12 protein-coding genes are annotated in these 16,548 nt (G+C 32.7%); 4 read left to right on the top strand and 8 right to left on the bottom strand.

Annotated elements, in window-relative coordinates; genetic code table 11:
- Nucleotides 1-71: 71 nt before the first annotated feature.
- The 5 genes from LXH21_RS01740 to LXH21_RS01720 form a co-directional block, all read right to left on the bottom strand.
- Nucleotides 72-4,448, bottom strand: a complete 4,377-nt coding sequence (locus LXH21_RS01740) for a PAS domain-containing protein (protein ID WP_239862205.1) — start codon at nucleotides 4,446-4,448, stop codon at nucleotides 72-74.
- Between the two features lie 520 nt (nucleotides 4,449-4,968).
- Nucleotides 4,969-5,496 (bottom strand): hypothetical protein, encoded by a 528-nt coding sequence (locus tag LXH21_RS01735; protein ID WP_239862203.1) that lies wholly within the window; start codon nucleotides 5,494-5,496, stop codon nucleotides 4,969-4,971.
- A gap of 6 nt (nucleotides 5,497-5,502) precedes the next feature.
- Nucleotides 5,503-5,841 (bottom strand): hypothetical protein, encoded by a 339-nt coding sequence (locus LXH21_RS01730; protein ID WP_239862201.1) that lies wholly within the window; start codon nucleotides 5,839-5,841, stop codon nucleotides 5,503-5,505.
- A 1-nt stretch (nucleotide 5,842) separates the two neighbouring features.
- On the bottom strand, nucleotides 5,843-6,217 hold the full coding sequence (locus LXH21_RS01725) for a hypothetical protein (protein WP_239862199.1): 375 nt from the start codon (nucleotides 6,215-6,217) through the stop codon (nucleotides 5,843-5,845).
- Nucleotides 6,218-6,237: 20 nt separating this feature from the next.
- The gene (locus LXH21_RS01720) at nucleotides 6,238-6,516 is read right to left on the bottom strand and encodes a YtxH domain-containing protein (protein WP_239862197.1); all 279 of its coding nucleotides are present in this window, start codon (nucleotides 6,514-6,516) and stop codon (nucleotides 6,238-6,240) included.
- A gap of 359 nt (nucleotides 6,517-6,875) precedes the next feature.
- Here LXH21_RS01720 and LXH21_RS01715 point away from each other — a divergent pair, with 359 nt between their 5' ends.
- From LXH21_RS01715 to LXH21_RS01700, 4 genes are all read left to right on the top strand, one after another.
- Nucleotides 6,876-7,424 (top strand): type 1 glutamine amidotransferase domain-containing protein, encoded by a 549-nt coding sequence (locus LXH21_RS01715; protein WP_239862195.1) that lies wholly within the window; start codon nucleotides 6,876-6,878, stop codon nucleotides 7,422-7,424.
- Nucleotides 7,425-7,589: 165 nt separating this feature from the next.
- The gene (locus tag LXH21_RS01710) at nucleotides 7,590-9,149 is read left to right on the top strand and encodes a DUF748 domain-containing protein (RefSeq protein WP_239862193.1); all 1,560 of its coding nucleotides are present in this window, start codon (nucleotides 7,590-7,592) and stop codon (nucleotides 9,147-9,149) included.
- Between the two features lie 91 nt (nucleotides 9,150-9,240).
- Entirely contained in the window at nucleotides 9,241-9,792 is a 552-nt protein-coding gene (locus LXH21_RS01705; protein WP_239862190.1) for a hypothetical protein, read from the top strand.
- Between the two features lie 255 nt (nucleotides 9,793-10,047).
- Nucleotides 10,048-12,360, top strand: a complete 2,313-nt coding sequence (locus LXH21_RS01700) for a glycosyltransferase (protein WP_239862188.1) — start codon at nucleotides 10,048-10,050, stop codon at nucleotides 12,358-12,360.
- A 323-nt stretch (nucleotides 12,361-12,683) separates the two neighbouring features.
- Here LXH21_RS01700 and LXH21_RS01695 read toward each other — a convergent pair whose 3' ends face one another.
- The 3 genes from LXH21_RS01695 to LXH21_RS01685 form a co-directional block, all read right to left on the bottom strand.
- Nucleotides 12,684-13,052, bottom strand: coding sequence for a hypothetical protein (locus LXH21_RS01695; RefSeq protein WP_239862186.1), 369 nt, complete (start codon nucleotides 13,050-13,052; stop codon nucleotides 12,684-12,686).
- A 161-nt stretch (nucleotides 13,053-13,213) separates the two neighbouring features.
- Nucleotides 13,214-15,046, bottom strand: a complete 1,833-nt coding sequence (locus LXH21_RS01690) for an SLC13 family permease (protein WP_239862182.1) — start codon at nucleotides 15,044-15,046, stop codon at nucleotides 13,214-13,216.
- A gap of 48 nt (nucleotides 15,047-15,094) precedes the next feature.
- On the bottom strand, nucleotides 15,095-16,141 hold the full coding sequence (locus tag LXH21_RS01685; RefSeq protein WP_239862180.1) for an AI-2E family transporter: 1,047 nt from the start codon (nucleotides 16,139-16,141) through the stop codon (nucleotides 15,095-15,097).
- Nucleotides 16,142-16,548 lie beyond the last annotated feature (407 nt).

The raw sequence follows: 16,548 nt of genomic DNA, 5'->3' as shown, positions 1-16,548 counted from the left end.
AAAGAGCCTTAAAGTATATTTAAGGCTCTTTTTTTATTATGCAATTGGGTATATTAGAATTATAGTCAAATTTAAAATGGGAGGTAAATATCAAAGATAGCTCCTTTGTTTAATTCCCCGCTAGCTTCAATAATTCCAAAGTGATTGTCAATAATTTTCTTAACTATTGCGAGGCCAATTCCGGTACCCTTATGTTCCTCTTTACCATGAAGGCGTTGAAAAACCACAAATATTTTTTCGCTATATTCTTGTTCAAATCCGATTCCGTTGTCTGCAAATCTAATGTGACAGTAGGTAATTTCATTTAAAAGTTTGTTGCTATCTAGATCAGCTCCTTTTGCAATTTGACTTGTAATTGTGATTACAGGATCATTATCTTCAATAGTAAATTTAAGCGCATTGCTAAAAAGATTAAATAACAACTGCCTGAACTGAAACGGAATGATTTTAACATCTATCATTTCTCCTAGCTCAATACTGGCATTTTTACTTATCAACTCTTCAGTGAGGTCGCTTTTAACTTCATCTACTATATTTCTAAGATTGTGCTCTTCAAAAATTCTTTCTTGTGTATTTGTACGAGAATAAGCCAATAAATCTTGAATTAACGTCTGCATTCTGTAGGCTGCTTTTTGCATTCTACTGAACTTATCTTTTCCTGCATCGGATAAATTTTTATATTCTTTCTCGTTTATTAGAGAAGCAAAAGTTTGAATTTTACGTAAAGGTTCTTGTAAATCATGACTAGAAATATAGGCAAAAGATTGTAACTCTTTGTTCATTTTTTCTAGATCGGTGTTTTTCTCATTAAGCTCTTTAGTTCTTTCTCTTACTTGCTTTTCTAGTTCGTATGTAAACATTTTTTGGTCTTGGATATCGGTACTTGTTCCAACCCACATAGTGATTTCGCCGCTTTCATTTCGGCGGGGAACAGCTCTACTTAATTGCCATCTGTATTCACCATCATGTTTTCTAAAGCGATGCTCTAATAAGAAATCTTCACCTGTTTTAATAGACTGAAGCCATTTCTTCATATTTGTTTTTCGATCATCTGGATGCACAATTTCCATCCAACCCAATTCTGATATTTGTTCGAAACTTAAACCTGAAAAATCGTAAACAGATTGGTTGAAGTAATTAAGAACTCCGTCAGGGCCTGATGTCCAGACGTATTGTGGCATTGAATCTGCAAGTAATCTAAATTTCTCTTCACGTTCTAATAATAATTGCTGAAACTGCTTCTCCTCTGTTATTTCGCGTACCGTTCCTAAAATTCGGTTGTGTATATTATCAACATTATAGAATACTTTTCCTTTGGTTTCTACCCAATGAATTGTTCCATCGGCCCATATTACTCTCACTTCATAACGAAGAATACCCGTTTCAAAAGCTTGTTTAAATGCATTATTTCTAATTGATACATCGTCAGGATGAATGTATTTTAAAAAGTCATTGTGAGCAATATCTTCCTCGCCGTTGATTCCGAAAATTTCACGACATCTTTTAGACGTTATTGTTTGCTCAGTTTCTAAGTTTATTTCCCATATTCCTAGTTCACTTGCATCAATTACTATGTTTAGCTTTTCTTCATTTTCTTCAATTTTTTTACGAGCATCAACTTTATCAGTGATGTCGTTGGCGGTCACCATTATTCCCCTAATTTCATCATCGGGTCCTAGCAATGGTTTGTACTCAAAATCCAAGTAAAATTCCCTCATACCATCATCACCCAAAACATAGGCAACAGATTCGTATTCAGTATGTCTTTCTCCAGTTGTAAATACTTTGTCAAGAAGGTCAAGGTATTTCTGTTCTTTTAACTCAGGGAATACATCTATTACTGTTTTACCAATTACATCAGATTCTTTTTTACGCCAGATATTATTAAACATGGCCGCGTTGGCCGAGTTAATGATATGATCTTTTCCGTGGAAGATGGTCATCGGTATTGGAGACTGCATCATCATTGAACGAAAATGTTTTTCGCTTTCTTCTAAGACATGTTTGGCAATAACTGTTGAGGTTACTTCAGTTGCTACAACCATTATTCCCGAGATTTCCCCATTTTCTTCTTTTAAAGGATGGTACACTAAGTTAAAATAACATTGGTCCATTACACCCTTTCGTTTTAGAACAACTGGTAATTCTGGAGAAAAGAAAGCTTCTCCAGAGCGAATTACTTCATCAAAAAGAGGTTGTACCAGATTGATTACCTCGGGTATAGCATCAAATAATCGGACACCTACAAATTCATGTTCTTTTCGATCAACAAGAAGTAGGTAGTTATCATTTGCCATTTCGACAATAAAATCCGGTCCTCTGAATATTGCAATTCCTAAGGGAGCTTGCTCTACAGAATCTCTAAAACGTTTCTCACTTTCTTCAACCTTTTGTTTGGCTTCGTGCAAAGGGGTGACATCGGCCGCAGTATTCATTACACCATAAATATTTCCAGAAGGGTCTAAAACGGGTGTGAAACTATAATTATAGTAAAAAGTTTGCAATTGATTGTCCATTACTAAATCAACTCGCTGATTTTTGGCATGAAATGCAATTCCTGTATCAAATACTTTAAGCACTTGCTCAAAAATTTGCTGGTTTTCAAATTCAGGATTGATTTCGGTATATAGTTTTCCAATCATGTCTGGACCTTTTCCCCAAGCATCTATCATGGACTGATTTGCTATGGTAACACGCAATTCTCGGTTTTCATATACAGCAATTGGGAAGGGAGCGCTTTCTACAATGGCGCGTATGCTTTGCTCATTTTCTTCTACTTTTTTTCTTGCTAGAAATTGCTGAGTAACATCATAACCTATTGCCATGATACCACTTACTTTTCCATCTGCACCGTATAGCGGTTCGTATGAGAAATTAATATATAACTGCTCTAAGAAGTCATTTCTTTGTAATGTAAGAGGGAGCTCGGTAGCCTCAAAGCGATTACCTGTATTTACAACATTATCGAGTAATTCTTTTATACCTTGATTCCTGAGCTCGGGCATGGAATTAAATATAGATTTGTTTACAATCTGCTCTTCAGACCTTCCCCAAATTTCAAGCCCTAATTTATTTACGATTTCAACTTTATAATCTTCACCTCTTAGAATAGCAATTCCTACAGGTGCCTGAAGTATCATTAGTTTTAAATTGTTTTCGCTTTCTAGTATTTTTATTCGTGCTTCCTCCTTCGTAGTATTATCAGTTACCCAAATAGCAACTTTTATAATTTTACCATCTTCATCCTTCACAGGTGCGTAGACTAAGGATAAGTACAGTCTTTCTTCTTTACCATGACGTAATAAAATCATATTTACATCGTGTGCAAAATAAGGGATTCCTGTTGCTATTACCTTTTCAAGTGCCTCGCGATAAATTAACTCTGCCTCAGGAAAAACATCCCAATATCTATTACCAAAAATGGTGCTATAAGGTTTACCTGCTACTGTAACAAAATTATCATTGACAATTTCTGCTACCAAAGTTTCCGCATCAATTACGCAAATACCAATAGGAGCTTCAGCAACCATTTGTCGGTTAATTTTTTCCCGTTGTGCATTTATCTGTTGTGCCTTTACTCTTTCGGTAATATCTTCTACGGTACCATTTAATCGATACGCAACTCTATTTTCGTCAAACCAAGTTTTACCTTTGGCATGTACAATTATTTGATTTTTTGAAATTGGGTTTGTAATTTGATACTCTATGTCATAAGTACCATCAGAGGTATCTTGTAATGCAGATAATATGGCAGCAGAAACGCGGTCTTTATCATGGTCAGACAATACATTTAAAGCATCTGCGATTTCGAGTTCCTTATCAGCGGCTAATCCAAACCATTCCTTTAATCTGTTATTAGCCGTGAATTTATTCGATATAGGATTAAAATCAAATGTTCCTAGTTGAGCAGCCTCAATAGTAAACTCTAATTGATTCTTACTTTCTTGCAATTCATCTTCTGCTAATTTTTTATTCGTAGTTTCAATTACGGTAACCAAGACACCACCGATTTCTCCATTTTCTAATCGAATAGCGCTGTAAGAGAACGTAAAATAGCAATTTTCTAAATAGCCATTTCTATCTAAAGGAAGCAGTAAATCGGTAAAGCTAATTGGTTTTCCTTTCATTGCATCTTCAAACATGGGACCAACGGTAGTATCCCAGATCTCGGGGAAAGTATCCATTGAGCTAATACCTAAAGCATGAGGATGCTTAGTAGATCCAAGTATTGGACGGTAACCATCATTGTACAATTGCGTATACTCTTTTCCCCAAACGATATACATACCAAAAGGGTTTTCAAGCATAACCGAAACCATTACCTGTAAACTTTGAGGCCATAAATGCGGTTCTCCCAATGGCGTTGTACTCCAATCTTTGGCTCTAATGAGTTCACCCATTTCACCACCATTTCTAAGGAAATAAGGCACGTCTTTTTTACTATCCATCAAATTATTTTGTTAATCATTGGAATACAATTTTATTTTAAAGCGTAATAATTATAACAACTTAATTTAACAAAGATTTCAAATTTAATTTTAATGTTCAGTTAAGCTGTTCTTTAAAATGATTGAAAGCGTCAATAAGTGGATAACTTATTTAAAATTAATCAGGTATAAATGTAACCTCCGACTGTTTTAATAGTAAGAGTAAATATAAATACAAATATAGAAAAAATAAATAATAGCTCTTAATCACTTTGTAGCAATAAAAGGCTTTAGAAAACTATTTCTAACTAAAAGATAGTTATTTCAGCTGTAAATTTCCAAGTAATATCAAACTCAAAAATAGGCGTCGTATGCCATTTATCAGTAAAAATAGAGACATTTGGTATTATCTGTGTATAATTTAAGTTTAATGTCTTACCTAAACGCTAAAAAAGGAAGTATTAAAATAATAAATTTTAATACTTCCTTAATTGAAAATTATTTTGGTTCCCCGATCTAACCGAAAGGAAAAATATTTAGATTACAAATCAAATCCGTAAGCTACACGTACCATAATTTGTGCTAGTCCATTGTCGTCTTGACCGTCTTTAATGATTGGAAAATCCTTTAAGAATTCGTATCTCAAACTGACATCGATATTTTTCATGCCGTATCCAATACTTGGAGAAAATAGTACAGAATTTGCTTTGTACTCTTTAGTGGTAGAAAATGCGCCTCCAAATTCCCCCATGATATAAAATTCATTGCTGAAAATAAAGGTTTTATACCCCACTTTTACAGGAATATATCCCAGGTCTTTACCATCTTTGACTATCAAATTGTTGTAACCTGTAGTAAAAGTGATCGAATACGTTTCAGATACGTTGTATTGTACGCGAGCATCTGCACCTATATTGAGTTTGTAAGGATCATTAAATGGTAATCCAGTATTTAATCCTACTCCATATTTAAAGTTGCGAGTGTAATCATTGGTTTTTTCTTGCGCAATTGTACTCACAGTACAAAATAAAGCAAAAATTAGGGTCAGTACTAGTGTGAATTTTTTCATATTATTTTAATAGTGAGAATGAACTTTTTTGGAAATTAATTTTGTTACACCGTACTGTAAACCATATCCGAGAATTTTTTTGAAGAATGAGTTTGATTTTCCCATGATTAACTTTTTAGAGAAATAGCCACCAGCTAAACTTAGAGCAGTTTCTGCAACATTCACTTTTGTTTCTGGTGAATGATTAATTTCGCTCAATGTTTCCTTCAAAATATTGAGAGGTTTCACACTTTCATAAGTAATTAGAAGCTGATTCTTCAATTCAATACGTTGAATATTTCTCTCAATCTCCAAATTAGCGATTTTTTGGTCTAACTGTGTATTTTGATCTTTATAAGCAGCCATGTTAGTTGTCTTTAAGGTTAGTATCAACAATTTTAGTTTTTAATAATTTTGCAATTATTACATTTGTCAATGGCACTTTTACTACCTGATCCCTTCTAAAGTGGAACAATAATGCTAATACCAAATAAATTCCTGAAACAGCTAAAAATCCTAAATAATCTTTGCCCAAAACTTCACCTAAATACAATCCCAAAGTAATGTTTATAAATAGTAGAAACATTGCAACAACCATAATAACTAGTAGTCTAGCTAGCAATGATGAAATTACATCTGCAACTTTATCTACTGCATTAAGCTTTATCAATTCTAGATTGATTTCTGCAAAAGTTTTGGCTTTCTTGAAAAGCAATTCTATGTTTGTTGCAAGTTTTTCCATATTATTTATTTTGTGAATTTTTATTTTACTTGATCTTTTGCAGCATCATATTCTCTTCTTGCTGTTTCAATACCATTTTGTACTAGAGTTTCTCCTTTTTCGATTAAAGTGTTACACTTTTCAGAAAGATTACCCAATACATCATTGATACTACTCATTGCATCATTTTTAACATCGTTTCCTTTATCTGCAATCTTTTTTCTTGTATTTTTTCCTTTGTCTGGAGCAAATAAAATTCCTAATGCAGTTCCTATAATAACTCCACCTAATACGCTAATAATCTTGTTACCTGTTTTCATCTTGTTTGTTTTTATTTATTAAAAGTTTTTTTTAGATTTTAAAGTAGGAACGTTTTTATTGTTTAATTGTAACAGTAAATTTTAATCCCTTTTTTATATCTCAATTATTGATATTACAAAGTAACAGACTAAAGCGAGTTTAATAATTACAAAATATTTTTGATACTTTATACAATTCACATTTTCACAATTTTTTCCTTCATTAATGGTATTACAATTTGTAGAATAATGATAATGTTTACGTTACAAATGAATGTAATTTTTTAAGCTAATCAAAAATTGGATAAAGCACCTTATTCCCATTAAGTATTTTTACCTTTATGAACAGAATAAAACAGTTAATCATAAAAACAATTATTATGAAATTAGAGAATAAAAAAATAGCAATCCTAGCAACTGATGGTTTTGAAAAGTCGGAATTATTTGAACCATTAAATGGACTTAAAAAAGAAGGAGCTGAAGTTCATATCATATCTATTAAGGAAGGTGATATTAAAAGTTGGGATGTTGACGATTGGGGAGAATCAATTGCGGTAGATAAATTGGTTAAGAATGCAAATGTTGCCGATTATGACGCTTTGGTATTACCAGGTGGTGTAATCAATCCAGATTTATTAAGAGTTACTGAAGAAGCTCTTGACTTTATTAGAGATTTCTATAATCAGGAGATTCCAGTTGCTGCTATATGTCACGCACCTTGGTTGCTTATTAGCGCTGGAATTATCGAAAATAGAACAGTGACATCTTATAACAGTATCAAACAAGATGTAATTAATGCTGGGGCACACTGGGAAGACAAGGAAGTGATTACAGACAATGGTCTAATTACAAGTAGAAATCCTAAAGATTTGCCAGCCTTTGTTGCCAAAATCATCGAAGAAATTACTGAAGGTAAGAAAGCGAACTAATCGGATTGAAAAATCGATTAAAATATAATAAAGAGGAATGACTGCATTCCTCTTTACTTCGTTAATATACAGCGTGTTTTTCATTGTGATCAGGTAGTAATCATTCGACCATTAATCATTGATTTTGAAGACATCACTAAAATAAAATATAAAAAACTAAAGCATATGGAATTTTTAAAGAAGAGAAACAATAAAATAATTTTGATAGTTGGTATTGTTTTAATTTCTGGGTTTTTTATAGCACAGTGGTGGGCTAAGAAATATATTGAGGATGCTCTAGCAAATAAAATACCACCTACACTATCTGTTGCCTATTCTGATTTGGATGTGAATGTTTTACGAGGAAATATTAGTTTGCATAATGCATCTATTAAAATGAAAAGTGAAGATGCAGAAGCAAATCACACTACTCTTGATTTAGAAATTTTAGAAATAAAAGGTGTTGGCTATTGGAATTTGCTTGTTAATAATAAGCTGTCTTTGGGTGACTTGAATTTGCTTAAACCGAAAATTAACTATTATCCTTATTTGAAAATTGTGAAGGAGAAAGATTCATCGAGTAAAAGTAAAAGTATGCAATTTATTACTATTGATGATTTTACCATTACAGAGGGAAATTTAATTATCATGCAGGATAAAAAGGATTCAATCAAAGTATCCATCGCAAATTATGATTTAGAAATTTCTGATGCTACAATTGATCTAAAATCCATGAACAAATTACCGTTTGACTTAGCAGATGTAAGTGTAACAGCCCAAAAAATATTCTCCAGCGGTAGCGATTATGAAACGTTTCAAGTGGATAGTTTGAACATTGAAGATAATAATGCTGTAATTACAAATTTTCAGATAATCCCTAGATTTAGTAAAAAAGAACTTTCGAAGCAACTAAGTAAGGAACGTGACTATATAAAATTAAATATACCGAAAATTAATCTCGAAAAAATCGCTATTCAGCTCGGTAATAATCGCCTGTCTGTAGGGTCAGATTCACTTAGGATAGAAGATCCTAATCTTGAAATTTATCGAGACAAGATGTTACCAGATGATGAGACGATAAAATCATTGTACAGTAAGTCGTTACGAAATCTAAACTTTGATTTAGACATAAAACAAACTAAAATAAACAATGCCTATATCTCTTATGCAGAGCTTATAGAAGCAGACAAAGAAGCTGGAAAACTTTTTTTTAAGAATGTGAATGCAACGCTTGATCACTTATCAAATTTGAAAGAAAGTAAAAAGACAGAGATTAAAGTTAACTCGAGCTTCATGGGAAAAGCACCTCTAGAATTGAATTGGAGCTTCGATGTCAATAATAAATCGGACGCTATGTTTGTTACTGGTTCCATACTTCGCTTACCGGCAGCCGAGTTAAATCCTTTTTTTAAACCCAACCTAAATGTGCAAACAGAAGGTACTTTACAACAAATGTATTTTACATTCAGTGGTAATAATACAGTTTCAAAAGGGGAGATGAAGATGAAGTATGATGATTTTAAATTTGAAATTCTTAGAAAAGATAGTTCGAAGGTCAATAAATTATTAACGGCCATTGGAAATGTTTTTATCAAAAAAGATTCTGAAGATGAAAATGTCAAAGATTTCCGTTTTGGCGAGATAGAAGCTGAAAGAGATCCTACGAAATCATTCTTCAACTACTTATGGATAAATGTGAAGAGTGGTGTCGTAAGTACACTTACAGGAGATGGCGAAAAAAAGTAGAGGATGCTTATTAAATTCTGAACCGCTAAAAGATTCAGATTTGATATAAATGACAAAATAAAATAACCGATTCATTTTAAAATGTGTTTCAATGAAAACAATAAACTATACCCGAAGAGCCGTAACGGGTGGTATTATCTCACTAATAATTATTTTGCTAGGAAGCTTACTTTTGGGTAAGATAAGCGGCTATGAGGCGAAAGTTTTGATCGAAAAATCGTTGTCTGGTGTAAACACCTTATGCAATACGATTGCACTAGCTTCGGCTACGATCTTGGCATTACTATTAACTGTATTAAGTATTAGTTCTGATTCAAAATCAAAATTGAAAAAGGATCATTATCTAAATGTCTTACAGATAGCAAAATTGGACACTGCAGTTTTTATCGCCTCAGTGGTCTCTTTTTTATTGCTTAATCTTCCTATCACAGAAACCGATGCAGTTCCTACCAATTGGTTCAATTTTATATACTATGCATCGCTCGCAATTTCGGGAATTATAACATCGGGGCTTATTGTAGTGGTGTTAATGCTATACAATACCATTGTAATTATGATCGAGATTGTGGGATTAGAGATGCAGGATCACCCGCTAGCTGAGACAAACACTGAAGAAAATGAATTGGATGATAAAAACATCTAATAGGATTTTTTTAATTACATGTTAACTACCTTTTATACAATGTTTTAAGTAGAATTTTATAAATATTTGGGCAAGTAATTATTTAAGATTATAGAACAAGTTGGATTGGATTAACAAAAATTTCTTTAAGGTTAATACTACTCTTATTTCGTACGTAATTTAGTGGTCCTAAATTAATGAAATGTAGCAGTGATTGACTATTTCATTATAGCTATTAGAGACCAAAAGTTATTGTCAAATGAAATTTTGAAAGTTATGAAACACAATGAAAATAGTAAAACCACGATCGCTACTACGGCTGTAAAAAGTAGAGAACCACAATTGAAGAAGAGATTCAATATAGATGGTATTAAGAAATTGAGCTTGCCAAAAATTTTAATGGTGGCAACTTATCCACCTAGGGAATGCGGAATAGCAACTTATACTTATGATCTAAAGAAGGCACTCGATAAAAAATTTGAACGTTGCTTTGATGTCAAAATTTGTGCGCTAGAATCAGACAACGAAAAGCATATTTACAAAGGAGATGAGGTCTATATAAGACTTAATACGAGTAGTGTCGCATCATTTGAAGCTGTTGCCAATGAAATAAATGCTGACAATGAGATGGAAATTGTGATGATTCAGCATGAGTTTGGATTATTTGTAAACAATCAAGAAGCTTTTGTCAGATTTTTGAAAACGATAACCAAGCCCATAATCATTGCTTTTCATACTGTTTTACCAAACCCAAATAAAGATTTAGAAGCACATGTTAAAGAACTGGCTTCATTAGCAACAACAATTACGGTGATGACAAACTCATCTTATGAATTGTTAATTCATACTTATGGAGTTCAGCCAGATAAAGTAAAAGTTATTTCACACGGGACACATTTGGTTAAACACCAAGAAAAGTCAATTTTAAAAAAGAAATATGAAGTTCAAGATCGAAAAGTAATTTCTACTTTTGGATTTTTAGGACCAGGAAAAAGCATTGAAACAACATTGGATGCATTGCCTGAAATTGTCAAGGTTCATCCTGATATCTTATTTTTAATTGTTGGTAAAACACATCCTACTCTTTACAATCAAGAGGGCGATGCCTACATGAATTCATTACAACAGAAAGTAAAGGAATTGAATATTGAAAATCAAGTTCGATTTGTAAATAAATTTGTTCCGCTACCAGAATTATTAGAATACTTGCAATTATCAGACTGCTACATCTTTACTTCAAAAGACCCTAATCAAGCAGTGAGCGGAACGTTCTCTTATGCTGTAAGTTGTGGTTGCCCTATCATTTCGACTCCCATTCCTCACGCGCGCGAGGTTTTAAGTCAAGGTAATGGTTTGTTATTTGATTTTGGTGACTCTAATAAATTGGCGGCAAATGTCAATAATTTATTAAATGACGAAAATTTGAAGTACGAAATGAAAATGAAGGGCTTGCACGCATCTGCATCTACCTCATGGGAGAATGCTGCATTACTGCACGCTATTACTTTTTCTGAACAAACTAAAAAAAGAATAAATTTAAGATATAGAAAACCACCGGTAGATATGAGTCATATTAAAGAAATGACAACTGATATCGGAATTATTCAGTTTTCTAAAATAAATACACCTGATCTAGATTCAGGGTATACATTAGATGACAATGCAAGAGCTCTAATCACAGCTTGTGATTATTACAAAACAACTGAAGATCCTAGCGATTTAAAATTGGTTAGAACCTATGCAAATTTTATTTTAAAATGTCAGCGTGACAATGGTCTCTTTCTCAATTATGTTGATAAAAACCAGAAGTTTACCAAACAAAACGAAGAAGTGAATTTAGAGGATTCTAACGGTAGAGGAATTTGGGCTTTGGGATATGCATATTCTGTAATGGAAGAAGGACGTGATTTAGACATTACATTACTGCAAAATATCAAAGAGGCAGTTCATCACTTTACTGCTAATTTTGTACATTTTAATTCGCCACGAGCATTGTCTTTTGCTATTAAAGGATTGTATTTTCTTAATTTAAAATTAGAAAGTCAAAATTTAGTAAATATAATAGAAGACGCTGCTAATAAATTGGTTGATTTATATGATGCTAATTATGAAAATGAATGGAAATGGTTTGAACCTTACTTAACGTATGCAAATAGCGTTTTACCCGAAGCATTACTATACGCTTGGAAAGCAACTGCAGAACCAAGATTTCAACGCATAGCAAAAGACTCTTTTGATTTTTTATTAACTAAAATTTTTGATGATGATGCTATTAGAGTTATTTCAAATAAAAAATGGTTTATGAAAGGGGTTGATGTAAAATCGACACGTCTCGGTGGTGAGCAGCCAATCGATGTAGCCTACACGATATTGGCCTTAAAACAATTTGACACTGTCTTTCCAAAAGAAGGATATGATGATAAAATGGAAATTGCTTTTAGCTGGTTTTTAGGTAACAATCAGTTGAAGCAAATTATTTATAATCCGTGTACGGGTGGTTGTCATGATGGTCTAGAAGATTATAATGTCAATTTGAACCAGGGATCAGAATCTACTGTAAGTTATTATTTGGCGCGATTTGCTTTCTAATAATACAGAATACCGTTATTATCTAAATACGCTATATAATCATCTTTAGTACGACCTGAAGATGATTTTTGAAACCATTTTACTTCCTGAATATTTTGGTAGTAGTATAGGGGAGTAGCGTGTTTAGTTAATGATTTTAATTATATTATTAGTCACTAGACTGATTCATCAAATCGAATTTGAACAAAAAACAATAATGCCTTTATCAGCAAAGATTACTTTGTAGATAGAGGCATTATTAATTTAAATATTTAGAGCTTTTCTTTGCTAAAAATTTTTTGACCAAATTCTATTTTATTGCTATAATTAAACGAGTAGGCTGTTTAACTCTCTAAATCTTTACGAGCATTTTCAGTTATATTATTAATGTTTTCATCATTGGAGATATTCTCTTCTGGAATAGCTTTAAAGAATTCTGCTAATTCTAAATCTGCCGATGGACCATAACCTAACAATAGATTTCCTTTCTCTTCTTTGTTTGTTTTAATAATATAGAGAATAGACATGTCTTCTGGATCACTCATACCTTCATAACGATGCTGTGCAACTATGTAAATATCTGAGGGTTGGTATTCTATTTTAGTTTCACTATTGATAAGAGCACCATCTGCATAGCGAAAATTTGCTGTAAATCCTTTTTCCTGGTAAATCTCTATATAATCTTTTTCGTGTTTTGAATATTCATCAATCATCTTTTCTAAATTTTAAGGTTAATACTAGTCTATCAAAGTTGCAAAAAAATATACAACGCTCTTGACACAGTCGATTTCAATTTTAACGCGATTGTATTTTGGACTGCATAATTTTTTAAACCATTCATCTTATTTTTTAGATAAAGAATTCATTTTAGAATTTATAACATTCTTGTTAGTAAAAATGTAGCCAAGATCCATAAAATAAAACTCAGTACTCCACCAATGTATAAAAAGTGCTTGAATCGGTAATTTCCAATTCCATAAATAAGAGTATTTGTTTGGTAACCCATAGGAGTAAAGAAACTGAAATTGGCCGCAAACATAATTGATAATATAAAAGGTTTCGCATCCAAACTCATTCCGTGTGCGACAGCTATGGCAATAGGTGTCATAATAATTGCCGTAGCATTATTACTTACTACACCACTTAAAAGCATGGTTACTAAAAACAATACACCAATGATTATAAAGTTAGGTTGCCCCTTTAATATGGCTAGTAAATTTTCAGAAATCCATTGGTCAGCATGTGTGTTGTGCATTGCAAATCCTAGCGGAATCATACCTGCCAATAAAAAGAAAATTTGCCAATTGACTTTTTTGTAAACGCTTTTTAAATCCAAATTATTTGTAAGCAACAACAAGCTGACACCTGTTAATGCACTCACCATTATGGATAGCAATCCTGTTGCCGACAGTACAATTACCATAATTAATACTCCGAGCGAAAAGTACTTTTTAAAGTTAGACTGAATGTTTACTTTGTCAAATTCGTTGAGTATAACGACATTTTCTATAGAATGCAGCGATCCTATTTTTTCTTTCGAGATTTCTACAAGCAGTTGATCACCTACTTCCAATTGAAGTCGATTAGAAGTATTAGTCGACAGTCTTCCTTTTAAGTTGCGAACTGTCTTTCTTTTCTTAATCGCTAACGGAATAACGTCTTGCGTCATAAAGGTGCGCAAACTTCCTAAAGACTCGCCTAAAAGCGATGCTCCAGGCAACATTAGAAGTTCAACAAAAACACGTTCGTCAACTTCTTCGACTTCAGTAATATTAGCTTCTATAAATGCTTCTTCGTTCAACTCCTTGGAATCTAAATTGTTTTCTTCGTAGATTTTTAAGTTCTCCGCAGCTTTGATGTAAGTTAAGCTTTCAATATTGCAGAGTAACAGTAATTCATCACCTTCCTTAAGTGTGATGTATTTTCCCGGAGATTTTTGTATGTTATTATTTCGAGTCAACTGCAATAAGGTAAGATCAGGATTTTCGAATAAAAAACTGTCTTGGATTTTTTTACCAACAATCTGTGATTCAGGATTGATTCTAACCTTAGTAAGATAGTTGTCAATATTGTATCCTTTACTCAATGTTTGCTGTTTGTCCCATGGTAACCAACGTAAAGTAATAGTAAGATAAATGATAGTAACACTAAGGAAAATAAGTCCTAAAAGTGAAAATTCAAAAAATCCAATTCTAGCTTCGCCTTGGCTTTTTGCAACAGAATTTACAATTAAATTTGTTGAGGTTCCCATTAGCGTACACGATCCACCTATAATACCTGCAAATGAGATTGGTAATAATAATTTGGACTGTGGAATTTTATATTTTTCAGATAACTGATTAACTATTTTTATAAATACAATTACCACCGCTGTTGTACTTATAAATGCCGATATACTGGCAGTTACAAACATAAATATTGGTGCTATAATGGTGAGCGGCATTGATTTTACCTTACCCATGCCGGACGTTAACCAGTGGATAACGCCATTTTCTTCCATGGCGATGGCGAGTATCATTAATGCAAGCACCGCAATGGTAGCACTATTAGAGAAACCACTAACACCTTCTTCTGGTGTCACTAGGCCTAGTAATATAAGAGTTACAATGATTAAAAAGGCAATTTTATCTATAGAGAATACCTCAAAGATAAAAAGGCCAATTGTAACGGCGATTACCAAAAACATTAAAATGATTTCCCATTCCATGATATAAATTTATTTGAATTTCAATGACTGCTCAAGAGCCCTTTTTTGTTAATTTTTAAATGTGGTACTATCTTCAATAATATGCACCTGGTCTTTGCCGTATTCCTTCTTGTAAATTTCTACTATGGTTAAAAATAAACTAATCAATAAGGGACCAAAAACCAATCCCATGAATCCAAATATCGGTATACCAATGATAACACCAATCAAAGTGATTAAAGGGTGTACATCATCTAGTTTTTGTAGCACATACAGTCGAATAAGGTTGTCTGTAGAACCTACAACTAGTGTTCCATATAATAAAACGCCCCATGCTTGAAAACTGTCTCCATTTGAAATGGCTAATATAAACACAGGTAATGTTCCGAGTAGATTACCAATAAAAGGGATCATCGAACCAATAGTTACAACAACCGCCCAAAAAAATGGACTTTCAACTCCAAAAATCAGAAAACCAATTAAGGAAACGACACCTTGTGCGATTGCGACTAGCGGAATTCCCAAAGCATTAGAACGCACTTTCTCATGCATTTGACAACCTAATATTTTGATATTCTCTCTACTCATTGGAATATAATCTAAGAATGCTTCACGCAATTCTTTACGATTGACAAGCATGTAGTAAAGAAGAAAGTACATGATTGAGATTGCAATAAAAGTGCTAAAAGTACTTCCTAATACATTTGTGACACCGTTTGTAATTCCTGAAGAAATTGATCCGGTATCAACTTGATCGGTAATATTAAAACCTAAGGTGTTTTCCCAACTTTTCATTTGTGTTTTGACAGCTGTCACTACTTTTTCAGAATTTTTAGCAGCTTGTCCTATTTTATTTCCCAACATTAATACGGCTCCAGCAATCGGAACTAATATTGAGATAAATGATAAAAACATCAGGAACCCTGCTGCCCAATGCGACTTCCATCCTTTGTTTACTAATTTTGCCATTGCACCTTTCATAAGTACATAAAGCGTAATCGCGCCAAGTACACCTGAGAAGTAGGCTAGCATTTCTGAAAGAATTAATCCTCCAGTAAGCAGGACTAATAAAATCGTAAAAATTTGACTTGTTTTTTTTGGGTGTATAATATTCATGATTTCTGGGTTGTTGGTTTCTAATTTATTGGGTGTTCTTGATCGGTATTTAAATAGGAAATAGTACGGACAAATAATGGATTTATTGACTTCCTTCTAAAAATTTTTCATTGCTATTTTTTCAATCTATTGCATCTTTATCAAAAGGTATCGATTACAAATATATGCTCAGTAAATTTGTTTCGACACATGTCAAGATATTGAAAAGTGCTGATAATCAATCTTTCTGCTAAGCTGTTCAAGCAATTATTTTAATGGTGTTTTCCTAATCAAATATTAGACTAAATACAATCACTTTTTACTCTTATCGAAAATAAAACTAACTGTAAGAAAATAGTAAATGCTTCGGTCGAATGGGAGGGATGCGTATTGTTTATTATGATTTAAAGATAGTGCAAATAACTTTC

The organism is Flavobacterium algicola (genome assembly GCF_022399565.1).
GTDB lineage: Bacteria > Bacteroidota > Bacteroidia > Flavobacteriales > Flavobacteriaceae > Flavobacterium > Flavobacterium algicola.
Note: the sequence above shows the minus strand (reverse complement) of the source record. Positions and strands in the feature narration are given on the sequence as shown.